At 71.3% G+C, this 19,217-nt stretch carries 14 protein-coding genes; 7 read left to right on the top strand and 7 right to left on the bottom strand.

What is annotated here, in order from left to right:
- The first annotated feature begins 109 nt into the window (after window positions 1–109).
- Window positions 110–1,339: a PQQ-binding-like beta-propeller repeat protein gene (locus LNW72_RS26725; protein WP_250977679.1), complete on the top strand. Its 1,230-nt coding sequence runs from the start codon at window positions 110–112 to the stop codon at window positions 1,337–1,339.
- Between the two features lie 177 nt (window positions 1,340–1,516).
- Window positions 1,517–2,635 carry a C40 family peptidase gene (locus LNW72_RS26720; RefSeq protein ID WP_250977678.1) on the top strand — a complete coding sequence of 373 codons (1,119 nt, stop codon included), beginning with the start codon at window positions 1,517–1,519 and terminating at the stop codon, window positions 2,633–2,635.
- Window positions 2,636–2,698: 63 nt separating this feature from the next.
- Here LNW72_RS26720 and LNW72_RS26715 read toward each other — a convergent pair whose 3' ends face one another.
- Genes LNW72_RS26715 through LNW72_RS26695 form a run of 5 tightly spaced genes read right to left on the bottom strand, consistent with a single transcriptional unit; the run spans window position 2,699 to window position 7,891 of the window.
- The gene (locus tag LNW72_RS26715; RefSeq protein WP_250977677.1) at window positions 2,699–3,979 is read right to left on the bottom strand and encodes a styrene monooxygenase/indole monooxygenase family protein; all 1,281 of its coding nucleotides are present in this window, start codon (window positions 3,977–3,979) and stop codon (window positions 2,699–2,701) included.
- A gap of 43 nt (window positions 3,980–4,022) precedes the next feature.
- Window positions 4,023–4,631 carry an ATP/GTP-binding protein gene (locus LNW72_RS26710; RefSeq protein ID WP_138350878.1) on the bottom strand — a complete coding sequence of 203 codons (609 nt, stop codon included), beginning with the start codon at window positions 4,629–4,631 and terminating at the stop codon, window positions 4,023–4,025.
- The gene (locus LNW72_RS26705) at window positions 4,612–5,007 is read right to left on the bottom strand and encodes a DUF742 domain-containing protein (RefSeq protein WP_138350879.1); all 396 of its coding nucleotides are present in this window, start codon (window positions 5,005–5,007) and stop codon (window positions 4,612–4,614) included. The genes LNW72_RS26710 and LNW72_RS26705 overlap by 20 nt, the downstream gene beginning before the upstream one ends.
- On the bottom strand, window positions 5,007–5,519 hold the full coding sequence (locus tag LNW72_RS26700; RefSeq protein WP_250977676.1) for a roadblock/LC7 domain-containing protein: 513 nt from the start codon (window positions 5,517–5,519) through the stop codon (window positions 5,007–5,009). Before LNW72_RS26700 ends, LNW72_RS26705 begins: the two co-directional genes overlap by 1 nt.
- On the bottom strand, window positions 5,516–7,891 hold the full coding sequence (locus LNW72_RS26695) for a nitrate- and nitrite sensing domain-containing protein (RefSeq protein WP_250977675.1): 2,376 nt from the start codon (window positions 7,889–7,891) through the stop codon (window positions 5,516–5,518). The genes LNW72_RS26700 and LNW72_RS26695 overlap by 4 nt, the downstream gene beginning before the upstream one ends.
- Before the next feature lie 368 nt (window positions 7,892–8,259).
- Here LNW72_RS26695 and LNW72_RS26690 point away from each other — a divergent pair, with 368 nt between their 5' ends.
- On the top strand, window positions 8,260–9,030 hold the full coding sequence (locus tag LNW72_RS26690; protein WP_250977674.1) for a hypothetical protein: 771 nt from the start codon (window positions 8,260–8,262) through the stop codon (window positions 9,028–9,030).
- Window positions 9,031–9,063: 33 nt separating this feature from the next.
- Here the strand turns inward: LNW72_RS26690 and LNW72_RS26685 are convergent, their stop codons facing one another.
- On the bottom strand, window positions 9,064–9,489 hold the full coding sequence (locus LNW72_RS26685; RefSeq protein ID WP_250980326.1) for a MarR family transcriptional regulator: 426 nt from the start codon (window positions 9,487–9,489) through the stop codon (window positions 9,064–9,066).
- Between the two features lie 211 nt (window positions 9,490–9,700).
- Here LNW72_RS26685 and LNW72_RS26680 point away from each other — a divergent pair, with 211 nt between their 5' ends.
- Window positions 9,701–10,558, top strand: a complete 858-nt coding sequence (locus LNW72_RS26680) for a lysozyme (protein WP_250977673.1) — start codon at window positions 9,701–9,703, stop codon at window positions 10,556–10,558.
- A gap of 150 nt (window positions 10,559–10,708) precedes the next feature.
- Here the strand turns inward: LNW72_RS26680 and lon are convergent, their stop codons facing one another.
- Window positions 10,709–13,126 carry an endopeptidase La gene (gene lon / locus LNW72_RS26675; protein WP_250977672.1) on the bottom strand — a complete coding sequence of 806 codons (2,418 nt, stop codon included), beginning with the start codon at window positions 13,124–13,126 and terminating at the stop codon, window positions 10,709–10,711.
- 202 nt (window positions 13,127–13,328) lie between these two features.
- On the opposite strand from lon, the gene LNW72_RS26670 reads away from it, so the two are divergent.
- From LNW72_RS26670 to LNW72_RS26660, 3 genes are all read left to right on the top strand, one after another.
- On the top strand, window positions 13,329–14,045 hold the full coding sequence (locus LNW72_RS26670; protein WP_250977671.1) for a response regulator transcription factor: 717 nt from the start codon (window positions 13,329–13,331) through the stop codon (window positions 14,043–14,045).
- Entirely contained in the window at window positions 14,042–15,118 is a 1,077-nt protein-coding gene (locus LNW72_RS26665; RefSeq protein ID WP_250977670.1) for an ATP-binding protein, read from the top strand. Before LNW72_RS26670 ends, LNW72_RS26665 begins: the two co-directional genes overlap by 4 nt.
- Window positions 15,119–15,348: 230 nt before the next feature.
- Window positions 15,349–19,131, top strand: a complete 3,783-nt coding sequence (locus LNW72_RS26660) for a multifunctional oxoglutarate decarboxylase/oxoglutarate dehydrogenase thiamine pyrophosphate-binding subunit/dihydrolipoyllysine-residue succinyltransferase subunit (RefSeq protein ID WP_250977669.1) — start codon at window positions 15,349–15,351, stop codon at window positions 19,129–19,131.
- Window positions 19,132–19,217: the final 86 nt, after the last annotated feature.

Raw genomic sequence — 19,217 nt, 5'->3', positions numbered from 1 at the left:
ATCAGGAGCAACCAGAAGTAACCACGCACCGCCCCCGGCCGGACTGGATTCCGGCCGGGGGCGGTCGTAGTCTCCGTCGACAGGTCCAGGCCGGAGGGGGCACGCACGCATGTCGGACCAGCCCGCCGGGATGTCGCGCCGGGCTCTGCTGACGGTGTCCTTCGGCGGTGCCGCGATGGCGAGCGCGGCCGGGATCACCTGGCTGCGCAACGCCCCCGGCGGCCCCCGCGGGGACGCCGGCCCCTCCCCCTCCGGCAGCCCGTCCTCGCAGCCCCGCCCCAGGCGATCCCGCCCGCCCGGCAGCGCGCCGCCCCCGCTGTGGACGTACGACGGGCCCGAACTGGTGGACGTCGCGCCGGTGGCGGTGAGCGACACCCTCCTCGTCCTCAAGGGCTACGACGGCCTGATCGGCCTCGACACCCGCACCGGGCGCCCGCTGTGGACCGCCGGCGGCTTCGAACCCGACGGCGCTCCGGTGCCCACCGGCGACGGACTGCTGGCGGACGTGGCCTACACCGTGGGCGCCGCGGCGCCGCGCGCGGTCGACCCGGCCGCCAAGGGCCGGGTCCGCTGGACCCTGGAGCCCGCGGCCGGTCTGCGGTTCGCCCAGGACGCGCTGCTGGCCTCCGACGGCGGCGCGCTGTACCTGACGGCGTCCCAGGGCAGCCCGCTCGACGACGACTACGCCGCTCTGCTGCTCGCCTACGACCTCAAGGACCGCCGCGAACTGTGGCGGGCCACCGCCGGGCACATCCCCTCCGAGGCGCCGACGGCGGTGCTGCCCGGAGACCGGTTGCTGTACTGCGACGGCGACGCCCTGACCTCCCTCGACCGGCGGACCGGCGAACGGCAGTGGACGCGCGCCCTGCGGGGCACCGGCAACGGCCGCCCGGCGGTCGCCGGTCCGCGCGCCTACGTGGCGGGCGGCGGGGTCACCGCGGTCGCGCTGGACGACGGCACCGTCGCCTGGCGGCACGCTCCCCGTGACCGGACGTACAGCGATCCGGTGATCGCCGACGGCGTCCTGTACGCCACCGGGTCCGCCGCGGGCGTCCTCGCCCTCGACGCCCGCACCGGCGGCCCGCTGTGGGAGAGCGGCCCCGCGACACCGCTGGGCACGCAGTGCGCGCCGGTGGTGCACGGCGGGGTGCTGCACGCACCCACCGCCGGCGGCCGGCCGTGCGTCGCGGCGTTCGACCTCCGCACCCGCAAGGCGGTGTGGAGCTACCGGGTTCCGGGAGCGGGGACCGGCGCCGCCACCGGCATACGGCTCGCCGCCCGGGGTAGCGTCCTGTTCGTCCAGAACGGAAACACGGTGACGGCCCTGCCGATGGGCTGAGCAGGCGAGGGGAAGGCACCCGCGGGGGTGACCGGATTGAGCGGAATCGCCTATTCCCACTGTCGAAGATACGACAATCCGTGACAGGATCTTGGCGCAGCAGGTGATCACCTCTGTGCAACCGAAGGTGAGGGGATGTCAGTGGCCCGACGGAACCGTGGGTGGATCCATCGAGCGGTGATATGCGGTGCGCTCCTCGCGGCCGCCGCACTCTCGCTCCCCGCCCAGCAAGCGGCCGCCGCGCCCCATGACCCCCCGTCACAGCCGCTGCCCCAGCTGCTGACCCAGCTCCAGACGCTCTATCTGCAGACCGAGCAGGCGACCGAGGCCTTCAACAAGGCCAAGGAAGCCGCCGCCAAGCAGCGGACCACGGCCGTTCTGCTGGACAAGCAGCTGGCCGACCAGCGGGTCGCGGTCGCCGAGGCCCGCGACCAGATCGGGATGCTCGCCCGCCGGCAGTACCAGGACGGCGGAGTCTCGCCGTACCTCAACCTCCTGGTCGGCGACGACCCGCAGCAGCTCTTCTCCCAGAAGCACCTGCTGCAGCGGGCCGCCGGGAGCGAGGCCGACGTCCTGGAGCAGCTGAAGACCGGCGAGGCGCGGATCGCGGTGCTGAACGCCGGCGCCCAGAGCGCGCTCGGCCAGGCGCAGCTGCTGCAGACCCAGCAGGGCGCCGCGAAGGTCCAGGTCGAGGAGCACCTCAAGCGCGTCGAGACGATCATCGCGGGTCTGACAGGCGTTCAGCTCGACGAGCTCCAGAAGCTCGAGGAGCAGGGCATCAACCAGGCCCAGAGCGACTTCCTGGACTCCAAGGCCCTCGGTGCGGGCAGCCGGACGCCGTCCGAGGCCGGCAACCGTGCGGTCGGCTATGCGTTCCTGCAGCTCAGCAAGCCGTATGTCTGGGGCGCCGAAGGGCCGGACGCGTACGACTGCTCGGGCCTCACGTCGCAGGCCTGGCTGCACGCCGGGAGGGCGATCCCGCGCACCAGCCAGGAGCAGTGGGCGCAGCTGCCCAAGGTGCCGTTGAGCCTGCTGCGCCCCGGTGACCTCGTCATCTACTTCCCGGGCGCCACGCATGTCGCCATCTACATCGGCGACGGTCTCGTCATCCAGGCGCCGCGCCCCGGCTCCGTCGTGAAGGTCTCGCCCATCGCCGCCAACCCGATCCTGGGGGCGGTCCGGCCCGACTCCGCGCAGGGCCCGATGAAGAACTACGTCCCGCCGGCCGTCCCCAAGGCGGACGCCAGAACGCCGATCGACGGCGGCGGATCCGACCAGGGCAACAACGTCGGCTAGGGGTAGCGGGAAAACTCCGGGGCCGGGCGGGCTCGTGTCACGAGCCCGCCCGGCCCCGCCGCGTTACGCGCTCTGCGCGCTCTGCGCGGGCTGCGCGGGCTGCGCGGCCTGTCCGGCCTGGACCTCGCCGAGGTAGGCCGCGGCCAGCTCCGGGTCGAAGAACCACTGCTCGTAGTCGGCCGGGTCGTTGAACCCGTTGGCGAAGCGGTCCGCGACGGGCTGCAGCCCGCCCGCGGCGCCGATCAGCTGGAGAACGTGCTCGGGCGGCGGCGCGAGCATCGCGTTCGTCCACTTGGTGACCGGCTCGGCGATCCGCCAGTACCGGTCGAAGGCGGACTGCATCCACGCGCCGTCGAAGGGCTGGTCGCCGCGCTCCGTGATGCTCTCCAGATAGGACGCGGCGCACTTGGCGGCGCTGTTGGAGCCCTGCCCGGTGATGGGGTCGTTCGCGACCACGACATCGGCGACGCCGAGGACGAGACCGCCCGACGGCAGTTCGGCGACGCCCTGCCGCACCGTCGGCGCGTACCGGCCGGCGAGAGTGCCGTTCGCGTCGGTGAGTTCCACCGAGCGGGCCCGGTCGTACTCCCACGGGGTGAACTGCCGCATCAGGTCGAGGGTGAGGCGCAGGTGCTCCTCGGGGTCCTTGACGCCCTGGAAGACGTCGAGGGGACCGCCGGGGACGCCCTCCCAGAAGAGGATGTCGGCGGGACCCGAGGTGGTGAGGGTCGGCATGACGAAGAGTTCGCCGACGCCCGGCACCAGGTTGCAGCGCACCGCCAGGAAGTCGGGGTGCTCGGGGCGCGGGCCGAGACCGTGCACGTACGCGACCGCCAGTGCGCGCTGCGGGGCCTCGTAGGGCGAACGGGACGCGTCGCGGCGGAACATGGAGACCAGCTCGCCCTTGCCCGCGGCGACCAGCACCAGGTCGTAGGCGCGCGAGAAGTAATCGAGGTCGGAGACCGCGACACCGTGGATGACGAGCTTGCCGCCGCGCTCGGCGAAGGTCTCCATCCAGCCGGCCATCTTCACCCGCTGGTCGACGGACTGCGCGTAGCCGTCCAGGCGGCCGACCCAGTCGATGGGACGCGACGCGTCCGGGGCCGCGACCGAGACACCGAGACCCTCGATGCGCGGCGCCTGCTCCTCCCAGAAGTTGATGCCCAGATCGCGCTCGTGCCGCAGCGCGGTGTCGAACATGCACTGGGTGGACATCACCCGGCCGTCGCGTATCTCGTCGGCCGTGCGGTTGGACATGAGGGTGACTTCATAGCCACGGCCCTGCAGACCCAGGGCCAGTTGGAGCCCGGCCTGACCGGCTCCGACGATGAGTATCTTGCGCATGATGAAGGTCCGGCTTTCGTGAAAAAATGCGGGAACGGATCGCTCAGAGCGGCTGTTCGGCCAAGGCGTGCGCCACCAGCGCCATGAGTGCCTCCACTACCGAATACCGCTTCCGGGCGTCACAGATCAACACCGGTATGTGCGGCGGTACGGCGAGCGCCTCGCGGACGTCCTGCTCGGTGTATTCGGGAGTGCCCTCGAACTGGTTGACCGCCACGGTGTACGGGAGTCCGCAGCCCTCGAAGTAGTCGAGCGCGGGGAAGCACTCGGCCAGCCGCCGGGTGTCCGCCAGCACGATCGCGCCGATCGCGCCGCGCACCAGGTCGTCCCACATGAACCAGAAGCGCTGCTGGCCCGGCGTGCCGAAGACGTACAGCACGAGGTCCTGGTCCAGGGTGATCCGGCCGAAGTCCATCGCGACGGTGGTCGTCGTCTTGTCCGGGGTCGAGCCCAGGTCGTCCACGGACTCGCTGGCCCGCGTCATCACCGCCTCGGTGGTGAGCGGCGTGATCTCCGAGATCGAGCCGACGAAGGTCGTCTTGCCCACGCCGAAGCCGCCCGCGACCACGATCTTGGTGGAGACCGGCGCGCGCCCGCGCTCCGTCTGCCACTCCTGCGTGCCGCCGGTCTCCTCAAAGCCTGCGAAGTCCACCGAGCACCCTTTCCAACAGCGCGCGATCCGGGCTGCCGGGGCCGTGCCCGGTGCCGTAGACGCGGATCCTCCCCTGATCAGCCAGGTCGCTGAGCAGTACGCGGACGACGCCGAGCGGCATCCGCAGCAGTGCCGAGATCTCGGCCACCGACCGCATTCTGCGGCACAACTCCACGATCGCGCGCATCTCCGGCATCACCCGCTCGGCCCAGCGGCCGGCGGTCAGCACGAAATTCGGCTCCTGGCCGTCGATGCTCGCCACGAAGGTCTCGACGAACAGCACATGGCCGAAACGGGTGCGTCCGCCGGTCAGTGCGTACGGGCGGACCCGGGCGGTGCGGCGGTCGAGGCCGCGCTGGGGCAGGGACATGGACATCAGCGGGCCCCGCTCTCGGAGGCGGCGGCCTCCTGGGACCGGCGCAGCTCGTTGCGGAGCGCCGGGGTCAGCACGTGTCCGGCCCGGCCGACGAAGAGGGCCATGTGGTACCCCACGACGCTCATGTCGCAATCGGCGGAGGCGTGGACGCCGAGCAGCGAGCCGTCGCTGATCGACATCACGAAGAGACTGCCCTCGTCCATCGCGACCGCGGTCTGCCGGACCCGGCCGCCGTCCATCAGGCGCGCCGCGCCGTCGGTCAGCGAGGCGAGGCCGGAGACGACCGTGGCCAGGTCCGCACGGGCGTCCGCGGGGCCGGCCGGCGGCTGCTGCCCGCCGGGTTCCGCCGCTGCCGCCGGATCCGGGTCGGAGTTGATCAGCAGCAGTCCGTCGGAGGAGACCACGGCGACCGAGTGGACGCCCGGCACCTCCTCGACGAAGTTGCTCAGCAACCACCGGAGATTCCGGGCTTCATGGCTCAGGTCCTTCGTATCCGTACTCGCCGCGTTCAACGGCTCGCCTCCTCGATGGTTCCAGCTGCGCCTGTGCCCCCCGTTGGGCCTGCCTTCCCCGGGTCTGCCGCCCGGGTCTCCTCTTCCGCGTCCCGTCGTCCGTCCCGAAGTCCTTGCTGCAATCCGCCGAACTTACGCCGTAGCGCCTCCGCGTCCACCGGCCCGGTCCTTTCCGGCCGCCGCGCGGCCGGCTCGCCGGTCAGCCCGCTGCTGCGCGGCACGCGCTGCGGCAGGCCCTTGCCGGTGATGGATCCGTCGGATGCGGCGGGTTCCGCTTGCGCGTCGTCGGGCGTGTGCCGCGGCCGTACGACACCGCCCGTGGGCCGGTCCCCGGCCGGGTCCCGCTCGGGTCCCGTGTGCTGCACGGACGCGTCTCCCGAAGCCTCAGCCACGACCGGAACCGCTTCCGGGCTCCCGGCCGCCGGCTCCGGAATCTCCGACGCCGGCACCGGCATCGGCTCCGCGATCGCGGCCTCCACCGGGTTGGCCGGAGCCTCGTCGGGCCGGGCGGCGGGCAGCAGCCGGCGCGGCAGGATGACGACGGCCGCGATGCCGCCCTGCTTCTGTTCGCGCAGCTGGACGCGGATCCCGTGGCGGGCGGCGAGCCGGGCCACGACGTACAGCCCCATACCGGTCGCGTTGCCGGGCGCGGCCGGCTCGGGGTCGGTGAGCAGCGCGTTCAGCTCGGCGAGCCGCTCCGGCGGAGCGCCGATGCCCTGGTCCTCGACGGAGATCATGGCCTCGCCGTTCTCCAGCATCCAGCCGGAGAGCTGCACTTCGGACTGCGGAGGCGAGAAGGCGGTCGCGTTGTCCAGCAGTTCGGCCACCAGGTGGCTGGTGTCGTCGGCCGCGTGGCCGGCCAGCTGCCCGGCGGGCAGCACCTGGATCCGCACCCGCTCGTAACGCTCTATCTCCGAGATCGCCGCCCGGGCCACGTCGACCAGCGGCACGGGCTTGGCGGTGGCGCCGCCGTGGCTGTGCTCGGTGCCGGCGAGGACCAGCAGGTTCTCGCTGTTGCGGCGCATCCGGGTGGCGAGGTGGTCCAGCCGGAAGAGCGTCTCCAGCCGGTCCGGGTCCTGCTCGCGCTCCTCCAGGCCCTCGATCAGGGCGAGCTGGCGCTCCACCAGGCCCAGGGTGCGCAGCGACAGGTTGACGTACGTGGTGGGCCCGCCGGTCCGGTCGGTGCCGGTTCTGGCGCTCACGGCGGGCGCGGCGCTCACGGCGTCCTGCCGGCGCAGCAGGCTGTCGCGCTCCGCGGCGAGCGCGTCGCGGATGCCGAGCAGCCGGGTCTGTTCCGCGCCGAGTTCGAGGCCGCGGGCCTGTACGGCGCGCAGCTCGGTGACGAGCACGTTGATACGGCGGGCGACCGTCGCGAACTCGTCGTCGCCGACGACGCGTGCCTCCTCGGACCCGCCCTTGGCGAAGCGGTGCAGTGCGGCGAGCGGCCGGGTGAGGGAGCGGGCGGTGGAGACGAGGACGCCGACGGCGACCAGCAGGCACACCGCGGCGAGGGCGACCCGCAGTTCGAGGGCGGTCACCGCGTCGTCCCGCCGTTCGCCCGCCGCGTCGGCCTCGGCGGTGGCGAGCGAGGACTCGACGCTGCGCATCAGGTCGATCCTGGCGGTGAGCGCGGACTTCACCCCGGCCGTGCCGAGCGCCCGGTCGGAACCGGTCATCTGCGGCTGGTCGGTGAGGAGCCGGAGGTCGCTCTCGGCCTCGGTGACATCCGCGCCGGTGACGGTCTGGCTGTACTGGTCGCGGAGGTCCTGGGGCGCGGTGGCGCGGAAGTCGGCGAGCGCGGCCCGCTCCTGGACCGCGGCGGTCTGCGCGTCGGTGGCCAGCGGCCGCTGGGAGCCGGTGCCGGTGAGCGCGCTCACCAGCAGCCCGCGTTCGGTGGCGGCCAGCGCGGCGGCGCGGCTGAGCGGTGCGGTCACCGGACCCGTCACCCTGCCCAGGGCGTCCAGCAGCGGGCCGTACGCGGCGACGACGGCCTGCGGTGTCCCGGTGCCGGTCAGCGCTTCCTGCCGGATCTGCGGGAGGGTCGCCAGCACTTCGCGCAGTTCCGCGCCGGTGTCCTCGTCGGCCGAGAGGCTCTGCGCCTGCCGGTCCACCCGGCTGCGCTGCGATTCGGAGAGCCCGGGGGCGCCGGTGCCGGGCGCGGTGGAGCGGCCGCCGGCGACGAAGGCGGCCATGTCGTCGCGTTCGTCGGCCAGGGAGTGCGACAGCGAGATCGCCCGGATGGCCAACTCGGCCCCCGTCACCTCGTCCTGCGCGTCGGACACGTCGCGCACGGCGACCGCCACCCCGGGCGCGGCCGCGGCCGGCACGATGACAGCACAGATCAACAGGGCGGCCAGCAAGCGGCTGCGCACCCGTCCTTTGCCCGCCGCGGGGGCGACCCCGTCGCGCGGTTCACGTCGTCTTCGCACCGGAGCTCGCAATCCCGTCTCGCCTGGTCAATGGGCCCGACCTTCTCAGCCCGTTGTAGACGGGGCCGCGCGTCCCCTCCCCCGACACCCGAACGAGTGAATCGCACCCATGAGTTGACGGACAAGTCCGGCGCGGAACGTCTCAATCCGTGATCGCGGAACGGGTTTGGCGTCCCGCCCGAGCCCTGGCAGGATGCCCGCCCGCATCCCATCCGCCCATGTCAGGCGCCATGGGATCCGGACCGGGCGCGGTTCGGGTCCCACCAGGTACGGACCAAGAGGTTCGAACGGTGCTCCGGCAGAATTGAGCCATGCGCATCGATAGCAGCACCGAGCCCGGCACCCCCGACCACCCCAACGAGGACTTCCTTTCGCTGGCCCTGCCCGCTTCCGGGCACGGTGGCGTGCTGGTTCTGCTGGACGGCGTGACGCCGCGGCCCGGCAACGGGGACTGCATCCACTCGGTGCCCTGGTTCGTGGCACGGCTCGGCGGGGCCCTGCTCGAACTGTCCGTTTCGCGACCGGAGATGACTCTCTCCGACTGTTTGGCGTCCGCAATTGCCCGTACGGCGGACGCACACTGCGACACCTGTGATCTTTATCACCAGCTCACACCGCAGGCCACCGTGGTCACGGTCCGGTGGAACCAGGACACCGTGGAGCATCTCGTGCTCTCCGATTCGGTGCTGCTCCTCGAAGCCCCCGACGGCAAGATCACACCGGTGCTGGACGACCGCATCGACCGGCTGGTGGCCGAGGGCCGCGCCGTCCCCGCGCTGCGCAACGCCGAGGGCGGCTTCTTCACCGCCGCCGCCGATCCGGCGGTGGTCTCCCGCGCGGTCACCGGCACCACCCCGCGCGGCGACGTCCGCGCGTTCGCGGCGCTGAGCGACGGGGCGACCCGGCTGGTCGAGGTCTTCCGCACGGACGACTGGGCCGGCACCTTCGCGCTGCTGCGCGACGAGGGACCGCAGACGCTGATCCGGCGGGTGCGCTCCGTGGAGGCCGCCGACCCCGAGGGCCGCGCCGTCCCGCGCGGCAAGCCGTTCGACGACGCGACGGCCGCGCTCGTGGAGCTCTGACCCGCCGGGTCGCTCCCGTCCGTCCGGACGGCTCTAGTCTTCCGAGCCCTGCAGTTCGTTCAGCCGCTGCAGCAGCCGGGCCAGTTCGCTGACCTCGGCGCGGTCCCAGGCCGCCAGCCGCCGGAGGTAGCGGGAGCGCCGGGCGGCGCGCACGCGGGAGAAGCGCTCGCGGCCCTCGGCCGTCATCCGCATCAGGAAGGCGCGGCCGTCGGCCGGATCCGGCTCGCGGGTGACGAGTCCCAGCACCTCCAGCGCGCGCAGCTGCCGGCTCATGGTGGCCTTGCCGACGCCGAAGTACGCGGCGAGGTCGGTGGCACGCTCGGGCTCGCACTCCTGGAGCCGGACCAGGAGCCCGTAGGCGGCGGGTTCCAGTTCCGGGTGCAGCTCACGCGCCATCTCACCCGAGGACGCGCGGGCCCGCCGGTAGAACACCGTCAGCTCGCGTTCCAGGGCTTCCATCTGCTCGTCCACAGCGCTCCCGCTTTCAGGGGGCTGAAAGTTTCTTTCAGCGATCGTCGTTCCCGCAGCTGCTCAAGTATTTCGTAGGTGTAGACCAACGGCGGTTCCCGGGGACCCTTCCACGCGCGTAGTTTCCGCCCCTACCTTCATCCTGTCATGGCCATCCCAAGGCCATGGTGCGCGTCAGGCCCCGTCCCCCATGGAGGAACGTATGTCCTTCGGAGCCCAATCCGCCGTGCACAGATCAGGATTCTTCCGCACCGGAACCGCCTTCACGGCCGGACTGCTCGGCACTGTGCTCGCCCTCTTATTCACCCTGCCGAATGCCGCGGGCGCGGTCGGCAGCGGCCCGATGACCCACCCCGAACTCGACTGGATGGGCTCGACCATCCGCGCCCACGAGGGCGGCAGCACCACCGGAGGCGTGGCCACCCCACTGGTCACCCAGACTCCGGGCATGGACGTCAGCGGCTACCAGGGCAACGTCAACTGGTCCGCGGCCTGGTCCAACGGCGGACGGTTCGCCTACGTCAAGGCCACCGAGGGCACCTCGTACACCAATCCCTACTTCGCCCAGCAGTACAACGGCTCGTACAACGTCGGGATGATCCGCGGCGCGTACCACTTCGCGCTGCCGGACAACTCCGGCGGCGCCGCCCAGGCCGACTACTTCGTCAACCACGGCGGCGGCTGGTCCGGTGACGGCAAGACGCTGCCGGGCGCGCTCGACATCGAGTACAACCCGTACGGCGCCACCTGCTACGGCCTGAGCGCGGGCAGCATGGTCAACTGGATCGCCGCGTTCAGCAACGAGTACCGCGCCCGTACCGGCCGTTACCCGACGATCTACTCCTCCACCAACTGGTGGACCCAGTGCACCGGCAACAGCAGTGCCTTCGCCGCCGACGACCCGCTGTGGATCCCGCGCTACTCCACCAGCGTCGGCACCCTGCCGGCCGGCTGGGGCTTCCACACCATCTGGCAGTACGCCGACTCCGGCGTCTTCCCCGGTGACCAGGACCGCTTCAACGGGGCCTACGACCGGCTGCAGGCCTTCGCCAACGGATAACCGCCCGGCCCGCGGAACCACACGGCACACGGAACAGGGCGCCGCCCCTCCGCACGGGGGGAGGGGAGCGCCCTGCTCTGTGCACCGTGTTCCGTGCACTGTTCTGTTCTGTGCACTGTTCTGTTCTGTGCACCGCCGGAGCGGCAGTGGTCAGGCGGCGACCGGGATCCGGTCGTCCGCCACCGACTGCTCCAGCGCCAGCTTCAGCACCTGCCGGACGTCGGAGACCGGGTGCACCTCGAGCTTCTCCAGGATCTCCGCGGGCACGTCGTCCAGGTCGGGCTCGTTGCGCTTCGGGATGATCACCGTGGTGATGCCGGCCCGGTGCGCGGCCAGCAGCTTCTGCTTGACGCCGCCGATCGGCAGCACCCGCCCGGTCAGCGACACCTCACCGGTCATCGCCACATCGGTGCGGACCCGCTGCCCCGACAGGAGCGAGGCGAGCGCCGTCGTCATCGTGACACCCGCGCTCGGGCCGTCCTTCGGGATGCCGCCGGCGGGCACGTGGATGTGCACACCGCGCTCCTTCAGGTCGCCGACCGGCAGCTCCAGTTCGGCGCCGTGCGAGCGCAGGAAGGAGAGCGCGATCTGTGCCGACTCCTTCATCACGTCGCCGAGCTGGCCGGTGAGGGTCAGCCCCGATCCGCCCGTCTCCGGGTCGGCCAGCGACGCCTCGATGAACAGCACGTCGCCGCCCGCTCCGGTCACGGCCAGGCCGGTCGCCACCCCGGGGACCGCCGTCCGCCGCTCGTCCGGCTCCTGCGCCGACTCCGGGGTGTGGTGCGGCCGCCCGATCAGCGCCCGCAGATCCGCGTCGGTGACGGTGAACGGCAGCTTCTGCTCGCCCAGTTCGTGCCGGGCCGCGATCTTCCGCAGGATGCGGGCGATCGACCGTTCCAGGGTGCGCACGCCCGCCTCGCGGGTGTACTCCCCGGCGAGCTTGCGCAGCGCCGAGTCGTCGAGCGACACCTCGTCGGTGACGAGTCCGGCCCGCTCCAGCTGGCGCGGGAGCAGGTGGTCACGGGCGATGGTGACCTTCTCGTCCTCGGTGTAGCCGTCCAGCCTGACCAGTTCCATCCGGTCGAGCAGCGGCTCGGGGATCGAGTCCAGGACGTTGGCGGTGGCCAGGAAGACCACGTCGCTCAGGTCCAGTTCGACCTCCAGGTAGTGGTCCCGGAAGGTGTGGTTCTGCGCCGGGTCCAGGACCTCCAGCAGTGCCGCCGCCGGGTCGCCCCGGTAGTCGGAGCCGACCTTGTCGATCTCGTCGAGCAGCACCACCGGGTTCATCGACCCGGCCTCCTTGATGGCCCGGACGATCCGGCCGGGCAGCGCGCCGACGTAGGTGCGCCGGTGGCCGCGGATCTCCGCCTCGTCCCGGACGCCGCCGAGCGAGACCCGGACGAACTTCCGTCCCATCGCCTTCGCGACGGACTCGCCGAGCGAGGTCTTGCCGACCCCGGGAGGGCCGACGAGCGCCAGCACGGCGCCGCCGCGACGGCCGCCCACGACGCCCAGACCACGGTCCGAGCGGCGCTTGCGCACCGCCAGGTACTCGGTGATGCGCTCCTTGACGTCATCGAGGCCCGCGTGGTCCGCGTCGAGCACCGAGCGGGCGCCCGGGATGTCGTACACGTCGTCGGTGGTGGTGTTCCACGGCAGTTCGAGCACCGTGTCCAGCCAGGTGCGGATCCAGCTGCCCTCGGGCGAGGCGTCGGAGGAGCGCTCCAGCTTCTCGACCTCCTTGAGCGCGGCCTCGCGGACCTTCTCCGGCAGATCGGCGGCCTCGACGCGGGCCCGGTAGTCACCGGCCTCGTCCTCCGGCTCACCGTTCAGCTCGGACAGCTCCTTGCGGACCGCGTCCAGCTGCTGGCGGAGCAGGAACTCGCGCTGCGCCTTCTCCATCCCCTCCTGCACGTCCTTGCGGATGGTGTCGGCGACGTCCTGCTCCGCGAGGTGGTCGCGCAGCGTGGCGACGGCGATCCGCAGCCGCTCCACGGGGTCGCTGGTCTCCAGCAGCAGCACCCGCTGCTCGGTCGTCAGGAACGAGGAGTAGCCGGAGTTGTCCGCGAGCTGCGAGACGTCCTCGATCTGCTGCACCCGGTCCACGACCTGCCAGGCACCGCGCTTGCGCAGCCAGCTGGTGGCCAGTGCCTTGTACTCCTTGACGAGCTCGGCGACCGCGCCGGGCGCCTCGGTGACCGGCGGCTCCTCGACCTCGGTCGCCTCCACCCACAGCGCGGCGCCGGGCCCGGTGGTGCCGGCCCCGATCCGCACCCTGGTCACCCCGCGGATGACCGCGCCCGGGTCCCCGTCGGGCAGCCGGCCGACCTGCTCGATCCAGCCGAGCGTGCCGACCGCGGCGTACGTGCCGTCGATCCGTGGAACAAGCAGCACCTGCGGCTTGCTCTTACCTCCTGAGACGTGCGCGGCCTGCGCGGCTTCCACGGCCGCGCGCACCTCGGTGTCGGTCAGGTCCAGCGGCACCACCATGCCGGGCAGCACCACAGCGTCGTCCAGTGGCAGCACGGGCAGGGTGAGCGGTCCGGACGATGCGGTTACAGCAGCCATGATCTCTCCCTAAGCAAGCAAGTTGAGCTATGTGGACTCAATGCATCTGATGGCCCTGGTGTTCCCCAACGGATGTTCGCTCTGAGCGATCACGTTCGTGACGCCCGGAAAGGGCGCCGAGTGCCCTTTTTGGGCCACGTAGCCGAGCGCCTTGACCGCCCCGTACGCTGCATGCCAACCGGGACGACCTTGTGGGGCGGCAATGGACAGCACACAGACGACACCAGGCGCACAGCGCCGGGTGCTGGTGGTGGAGGACGATCCGACGATCGCCGACGCCATCGCGGCCAGGCTGCGCGCCGAGGGGTTCCAGGTACGCACGGCGGGCGACGGACCCACCGCGGTGGAGACCGCGATCGCCTGGCAGCCCGATCTGCTGGTGCTCGACGTCATGCTGCCGGGCTACGACGGCCTGGAGGTCTGCCGCCGGGTCCAGGCACAGCGGCCGGTGCCGGTGCTGATGCTGACCGCGCGCGACGACGAGACCGACATGCTCGTCGGCCTCGGGGTCGGCGCGGACGACTACATGACCAAGCCGTTCTCCATGCGCGAGCTGGCCGCCCGGGTGCACGTGCTGCTGCGCCGCGTGGAGCGCGCGAACATAGCCGCGCACAGCCCGCGCGGCGGCAGTCTGCTCCTGGGCGACCTGGAGATCGACAACTCCCAGAGACGGGTCCGGGTGCGCGGCACGGATGTGCACCTGACCCCGACCGAATTCGACCTGCTGGTGTGCCTGGCCCAGCAGCCGCGCGCCGTCCTCTCCCGTGAGCAGCTGCTCGCCGAGGTCTGGGACTGGGCCGACGCGTCCGGCACCCGCACCGTCGACAGCCATGTGAAGGCGCTCCGCCGCAAGATCGGCGCCGAGCGGATCCGTACGGTGCACGGCGTCGGCTACGCGCTGGAGACCCCGGCCCCATGAGGCTGTGGGCGCGCCTGTGGGCGGCGCTGAGGCCCTACGACCCGCTGCGGTCCATCAAGGCGGCCCTGCAGCTGCTGGTCGTCGTCTCGGTGCTGATCACGACACTGCTGGTGATCGTCGCGATCCACTCCGCCACCGAGCTGCGGGTGATCACGATCTTCTCGATCATCGCCTGTCTGCTGATCACCCAGTTCGTGGCGCACGGCCTGACGGCGCCGCTGCGGGAGATGACCGCGGTCGCGCGGGCCATGGCCCAGGGCGACTACAGCCGCCGGGTGGCGCGGGTACGGCGCGACGAGGTCGGTGAGCTGGCGGAGACGTTCAACCGCATGGCGGCCGATCTGGAGGCCGTCGACCAGCACCGCAAGGAACTGGTGGCGAATGTCTCACATGAGCTCCGGACGCCCATCGCGGCCCTGCGGGCGGTCCTGGAGAACGTCGTCGACGGGGTGTCCGAGGCCGATCCCGAGACGATGCGGACCGCGCTGCAGCAGACCGAGCGGCTGGGCAAGCTGGTCAGCCAGCTGCTGGACCTGTCGCGGCTGGACAGCGGCGCGGTGCACCTGGACGCCAAGCCCTTCGAGGTCTGGCCCTATCTGTCGGCCGTGCTGAAGACGGCCAGCCTGGGCATGGAGGGCGCCGCCCGCGCCGGCCAGCGCAGCCGCCCCCGCGCCGACGTGCATCTGCACCTGGACGTCTCACCGCCGGAGCTGACCGCGTACGCCGACGCCGAACGGCTGCACCAGGTGGTGGCCAACCTCGTCGACAACGCCGTGAAGCACAGCCCGCCCGGCGGCCGGGTCACCGTCCGCGCCCGGCGCGGGGCCGTGCCCGGGAGCCTGGACCTGGATGTGCGGGACGAGGGTCCCGGCATCCCGGAGTCCGAGCGCAACCGGGTCTTCGACCGCTTCAACCGGGGCGCCCACCCCGGCGGCGACGGCGGTACTGGGCTGGGTCTGGCCATCGCCCGCTGGGCGGTCGATCTGCACGGCGGGGACATCGAGGTGGCCGAATCCCCCCGTGGCTGCCGGATCCGCGTCACGCTTCCGGGTTCGGTTCCCGCGCAACGTTGACATAGGCTGGCAATACGGGTGCGGCGGACAGCGGGCCGTACTCGTACGGGGGGACGCCGTCACAACCCCTTAAGAGGGACCAATTTCCCGCCATGCACAGCGCCGAAACCCCTCTTCCGGTGTGACTTACGCGACGACTGACCCCCGGGCCTGCGCCGAACGGCCCGGTAGGCGTAGCCTTTATTCCCGCTGTCCACCATCTTGTGAAGCGGAAGAGGGCGGTTGCCGCCGTGTCGCCACAGTCCCCCAATAGCTCGAGCACATCGATCGAGACCAACGGTCAGGGCAAGAGCCCTGCCGCGGGCTTCGGCCCCAACGAGTGGCTCGTCGATGAGATCTACCAGCAGTACCTCCAGGACCCGAACTCGGTAGACCGAGCCTGGTGGGACTTCTTTGCCGATTACAAGCCAGGGACGGACACGGGTTCGTCCGTGGCCGCCCCGGCCGCGCCGGCTCAGGCCGCCCCGGTCACGGCTGCTGTCCCTGCCCCACAGGCCGCGCCGGCCGCCGCGAAGGCCGCCGCTCCGGCGCCGGCCGCCGCGGCAGCCACGCCCGCGGCCACCACCCCGGCCCCCGCCAAGCCGGCCGCCGCTCCCGCGAAGGCATCGGCCGCACCGGCCAAGGCCGCGGAACCGGCAGCGGCCGAGGGACCGGAGTACGTCACGCTGCGCGGCCCGTCGGCCGCCGTCGCGAAGAACATGAACGCCAGCCTCGAACTGCCGACGGCGACCAGCGTTCGCGCGATTCCCGTGAAGCTGCTGTTCGACAACCGCATCGTCATCAACAACCACCTCAAGCGCGCCCGGGGCGGGAAGGTCTCCTTCACGCACCTCATCGGGTACGCGATGGTGCAGGCCCTCAAGGCCATGCCGACGATGAACCACTCCTTCACGGAGAAGGACGGCAAGCCGACGCTGGTCAAGCCGGCCCACGTCAACCTGGGCCTGGCCATCGACCTGGTGAAGCCGAACGGCGACCGCCAGCTGGTCGTCGCGGCCATCAAGAAGGCCGAGACGCTCAACTTCTTCGAGTTCTGGCAGGCGTACGAGGACATCGTCCGCCGCGCCCGCGCGAACAAGCTGACGATGGACGACTTCACCGGCGTCACCGCGTCGCTGACCAACCCCGGCGGCATCGGCACCGTGCACTCCGTGCCGCGGCTGATGCCCGGACAGGGTCTGATCCTCGGCGTCGGCGCGATGGACTACCCGGCGGAGTTCCAGGGCACGTCGCAGGACACCCTGAACAAGCTCGGCATCTCCAAGGTCATGACGCTGACCAGCACCTACGACCACCGGGTCATCCAGGGTGCGGCGTCCGGCGAGTTCCTGCGCCAGATGAGCCTGCTGCTGCTCGGCGAGACCGGCTTCTTCGACGACATCTTCGAGTCGCTGCGGATCCCGTACGAGCCGGTCCGCTGGCGGACCGACATCGACACCGCGCACGACGACGACGTCACCAAGGCCGCGCGGGTCTTCGAGCTGATCCACTCCTACCGGGTCCGCGGCCACGTCATGGCCGACACCGACCCGCTGGAGTACCGCCAGCGCAAGCACCCGGACCTGGACGTCCTGGAGCACGGCCTCACCCTGTGGGACCTGGAGCGCGAGTTCGCGGTCGGCGGGTTCGCCGGCAAGTCGCTGATGAAGCTCCGCGACATCCTCGGTGTGCTGCGCGACTCGTACTGCCGCACCGTCGGCGTCGAGTTCATGCACATCCAGGACCCGAAGCAGCGCAAGTGGATCCAGGACCGCATCGAGCGCCCGCACAGCAAGCTGGAGCGTGACGAGCAGCTCCGGATCCTGCGCCGGCTGAACGCCGCGGAAGCGTTCGAGACGTTCCTGCAGACCAAGTACGTGGGCCAGAAGCGGTTCTCGCTGGAAGGCAGCGAGTCCGTCATTCCGATGCTCGACGCCGTCATCGACGCGGCCGCCGAGTCGCGCCTCGACGAGGTCGTCATCGGCATGGCCCACCGCGGCCGGCTCAACGTGCTGGCCAACATCGTCGGCAAGTCGTACGCGCAGATCTTCCGGGAGTTCGAGGGCAACCTCGACCCGAAGTCGATGCACGGCTCCGGCGACGTCAAGTACCACCTGGGCGCTCAGGGCACCTTCACCGGTCTGGACGGCGAGCAGATCACCGTCTCGCTGGCGGCGAACCCCTCGCACCTGGAGGCCGTCGACCCGATCGTCGAGGGCATCGCGCGCGCCAAGCAGGACATCATCAACAAGGCGGGCACCGACTTCACCGTCATGCCGGTCGCGCTGCACGGCGACGCGGCCTTCGCCGGCCAGGGCGTCGTCGCGGAGACGCTGAACATGTCGCAGCTGCGCGGCTACCGCACCGGCGGCACCGTGCACATCGTGATCAACAACCAGGTCGGCTTCACCGCCGCCCCGGCCGCGTCGCGCTCGTCGATGTACTGCACCGACGTCGCCCGCATGATCGAGGCGCCGATCTTCCACGTGAACGGCGACGACCCGGAGGCCGTGGTCCGCATCGCGCGGCTGGCCTTCGAGTTCCGCCAGACGTTCAACAAGGACGTCGTGATCGACCTGGTCTGCTACCGCCGCCGCGGTCACAACGAGGCCGACAACCCGTCGTTCACCCAGCCCCTGATGTACGACCTGATCGACAAGAAGCGCTCGGTGCGCAAGCTCTACACCGAGTCCCTCATCGGCCGGGGCGACATCACCCTGGAAGAAGCCGAGCAGGCCCTGCAGGACTACCAGGGCCAGCTGGAGAAGGTCTTCACCGAGGTCCGCGAGGCCGCCTCCACCCCCGTCGCCACCGAAATGCCGGTGCCGACGCAGGAGTTCCCGGTCAAGCTGGACACGGCGATCAGCCAGGAGACCATCAAGCGGATCGCCGCCGCCCAGGTCAACATCCCGGACCGGATCACCGTCCACCCGCGCCTGCTGCCGCAGCTGCAGCGCCGCGCGGCCAGCGTCGAGGACGGCACGATCGACTGGGCGATGGGCGAGACCCTCGCCGTCGGCTCGCTGCTCATGGAGGGCACCCCGGTCCGGCTCGCCGGCCAGGACTCCCGCCGTGGCACGTTCGGCCAGCGGCACGCGGTGCTGGTCGACCGGGAGACCGGCGAGGACTACACCCCGCTGCTCTACCTCTCCGAGGACCAGGCCCGTTACAACGTCTACGACTCGCTGCTCAGCGAGTACGCGGCGATGGGCTTCGAGTACGGGTACTCGCTGGCCCGGCCCGAGGCGCTGGTGATGTGGGAGGCGCAGTTCGGTGACTTCGTCAACGGCGCGCAGACCATCGTCGACGAGTTCATCTCCTCCGCCGAGCAGAAGTGGGGCCAGACGTCGGGCGTCACCCTGCTGCTGCCGCACGGCTACGAGGGACAGGGCCCGGACCACTCCTCGGCCCGCATCGAGCGGTTCCTGGCGATGTGCGCCCAGAACAACATGACGGTCGCCAGCCCCACCACGCCGGCGAACTACTTCCACCTGCTGCGCTGGCAGGTGCACAACCCGCACCACAAGCCGCTCATCGTCTTCACCCCGAAGTCGATGCTGCGACTCAAGGCCGCGAACTCCCGGTCCGAGGACTTCACCTCGGGCGGGTTCCAGCCGGTCATCGGTGACACGACGGTCAGCCCGTCCGCCGTCCGCAAGGTGGTCTTCTGCTCCGGCAAGGTCTACTACGACCTGATCGCGGCACGTGAGGCCAAGGGCGCGAACGAGGTCGCCATCGTCCGGATCGAGCGGCTCTACCCGCTCCCCGGCAAGGAGATCCAGTCCGAGCTGGCGCGGTACACCGGTGCCCAGAAGTACGTGTGGGCGCAGGACGAGCCGGCCAACCAGGGTGCGTGGCCGTTCATCGCGCTGAACCTGATCGACCACCTGGACCTGGTGCTGGGCGCCGCTCCCGACAACGCCGACCGACTGCGCCGGGTGTCCCGCCCGTCGTCCTCGTCGCCGGCCGTCGGCTCCGCCAAGCGCCACCAGGCCGAGCAGGAGTCCCTGGTCAACGAGGTCTTCGAGATCTGACCACGGGCGCGCGACACCGCGTGCGACAAGGGCCGGGCCCGCCACCTGATCTCAGGTGGCGGGCCCGGCCCTTGTCCGTGCCCAGG

The organism is Streptomyces sp. RKAG293 (assembly GCF_023701745.1).
GTDB lineage: Bacteria > Actinomycetota > Actinomycetes > Streptomycetales > Streptomycetaceae > Actinacidiphila.
Note: the sequence above shows the minus strand (reverse complement) of the source record. Positions and strands in the feature narration are given on the sequence as shown.

Excerpts from the sequence above, each read along its gene's own strand:
- LNW72_RS26725 (WP_250977679.1), top strand. The coding sequence starts at position 110 with ATGTCGGACCAGCCCGCCGGGATGTCGCGCCGGGCTCTGCTGACGGTG.
- LNW72_RS26715 (WP_250977677.1), bottom strand. The coding sequence starts at position 3,979 with ATGCGCAAGATACTCATCGTCGGAGCCGGTCAGGCCGGGCTCCAACTG.
- LNW72_RS26705 (WP_138350879.1), bottom strand. The coding sequence starts at position 5,007 with ATGTCCATGTCCCTGCCCCAGCGCGGCCTCGACCGCCGCACCGCCCGG.
- LNW72_RS26690 (WP_250977674.1), top strand. The coding sequence starts at position 8,260 with ATGCGCATCGATAGCAGCACCGAGCCCGGCACCCCCGACCACCCCAAC.
- LNW72_RS26685 (WP_250980326.1), bottom strand. The coding sequence starts at position 9,489 with ATGGAAGCCCTGGAACGCGAGCTGACGGTGTTCTACCGGCGGGCCCGC.
- LNW72_RS26680 (WP_250977673.1), top strand. The coding sequence starts at position 9,701 with ATGTCCTTCGGAGCCCAATCCGCCGTGCACAGATCAGGATTCTTCCGC.
- lon (WP_250977672.1), bottom strand. The coding sequence starts at position 13,126 with ATGGCTGCTGTAACCGCATCGTCCGGACCGCTCACCCTGCCCGTGCTG.
- LNW72_RS26670 (WP_250977671.1), top strand. The coding sequence starts at position 13,329 with ATGGACAGCACACAGACGACACCAGGCGCACAGCGCCGGGTGCTGGTG.
- LNW72_RS26665 (WP_250977670.1), top strand. The coding sequence starts at position 14,042 with ATGAGGCTGTGGGCGCGCCTGTGGGCGGCGCTGAGGCCCTACGACCCG.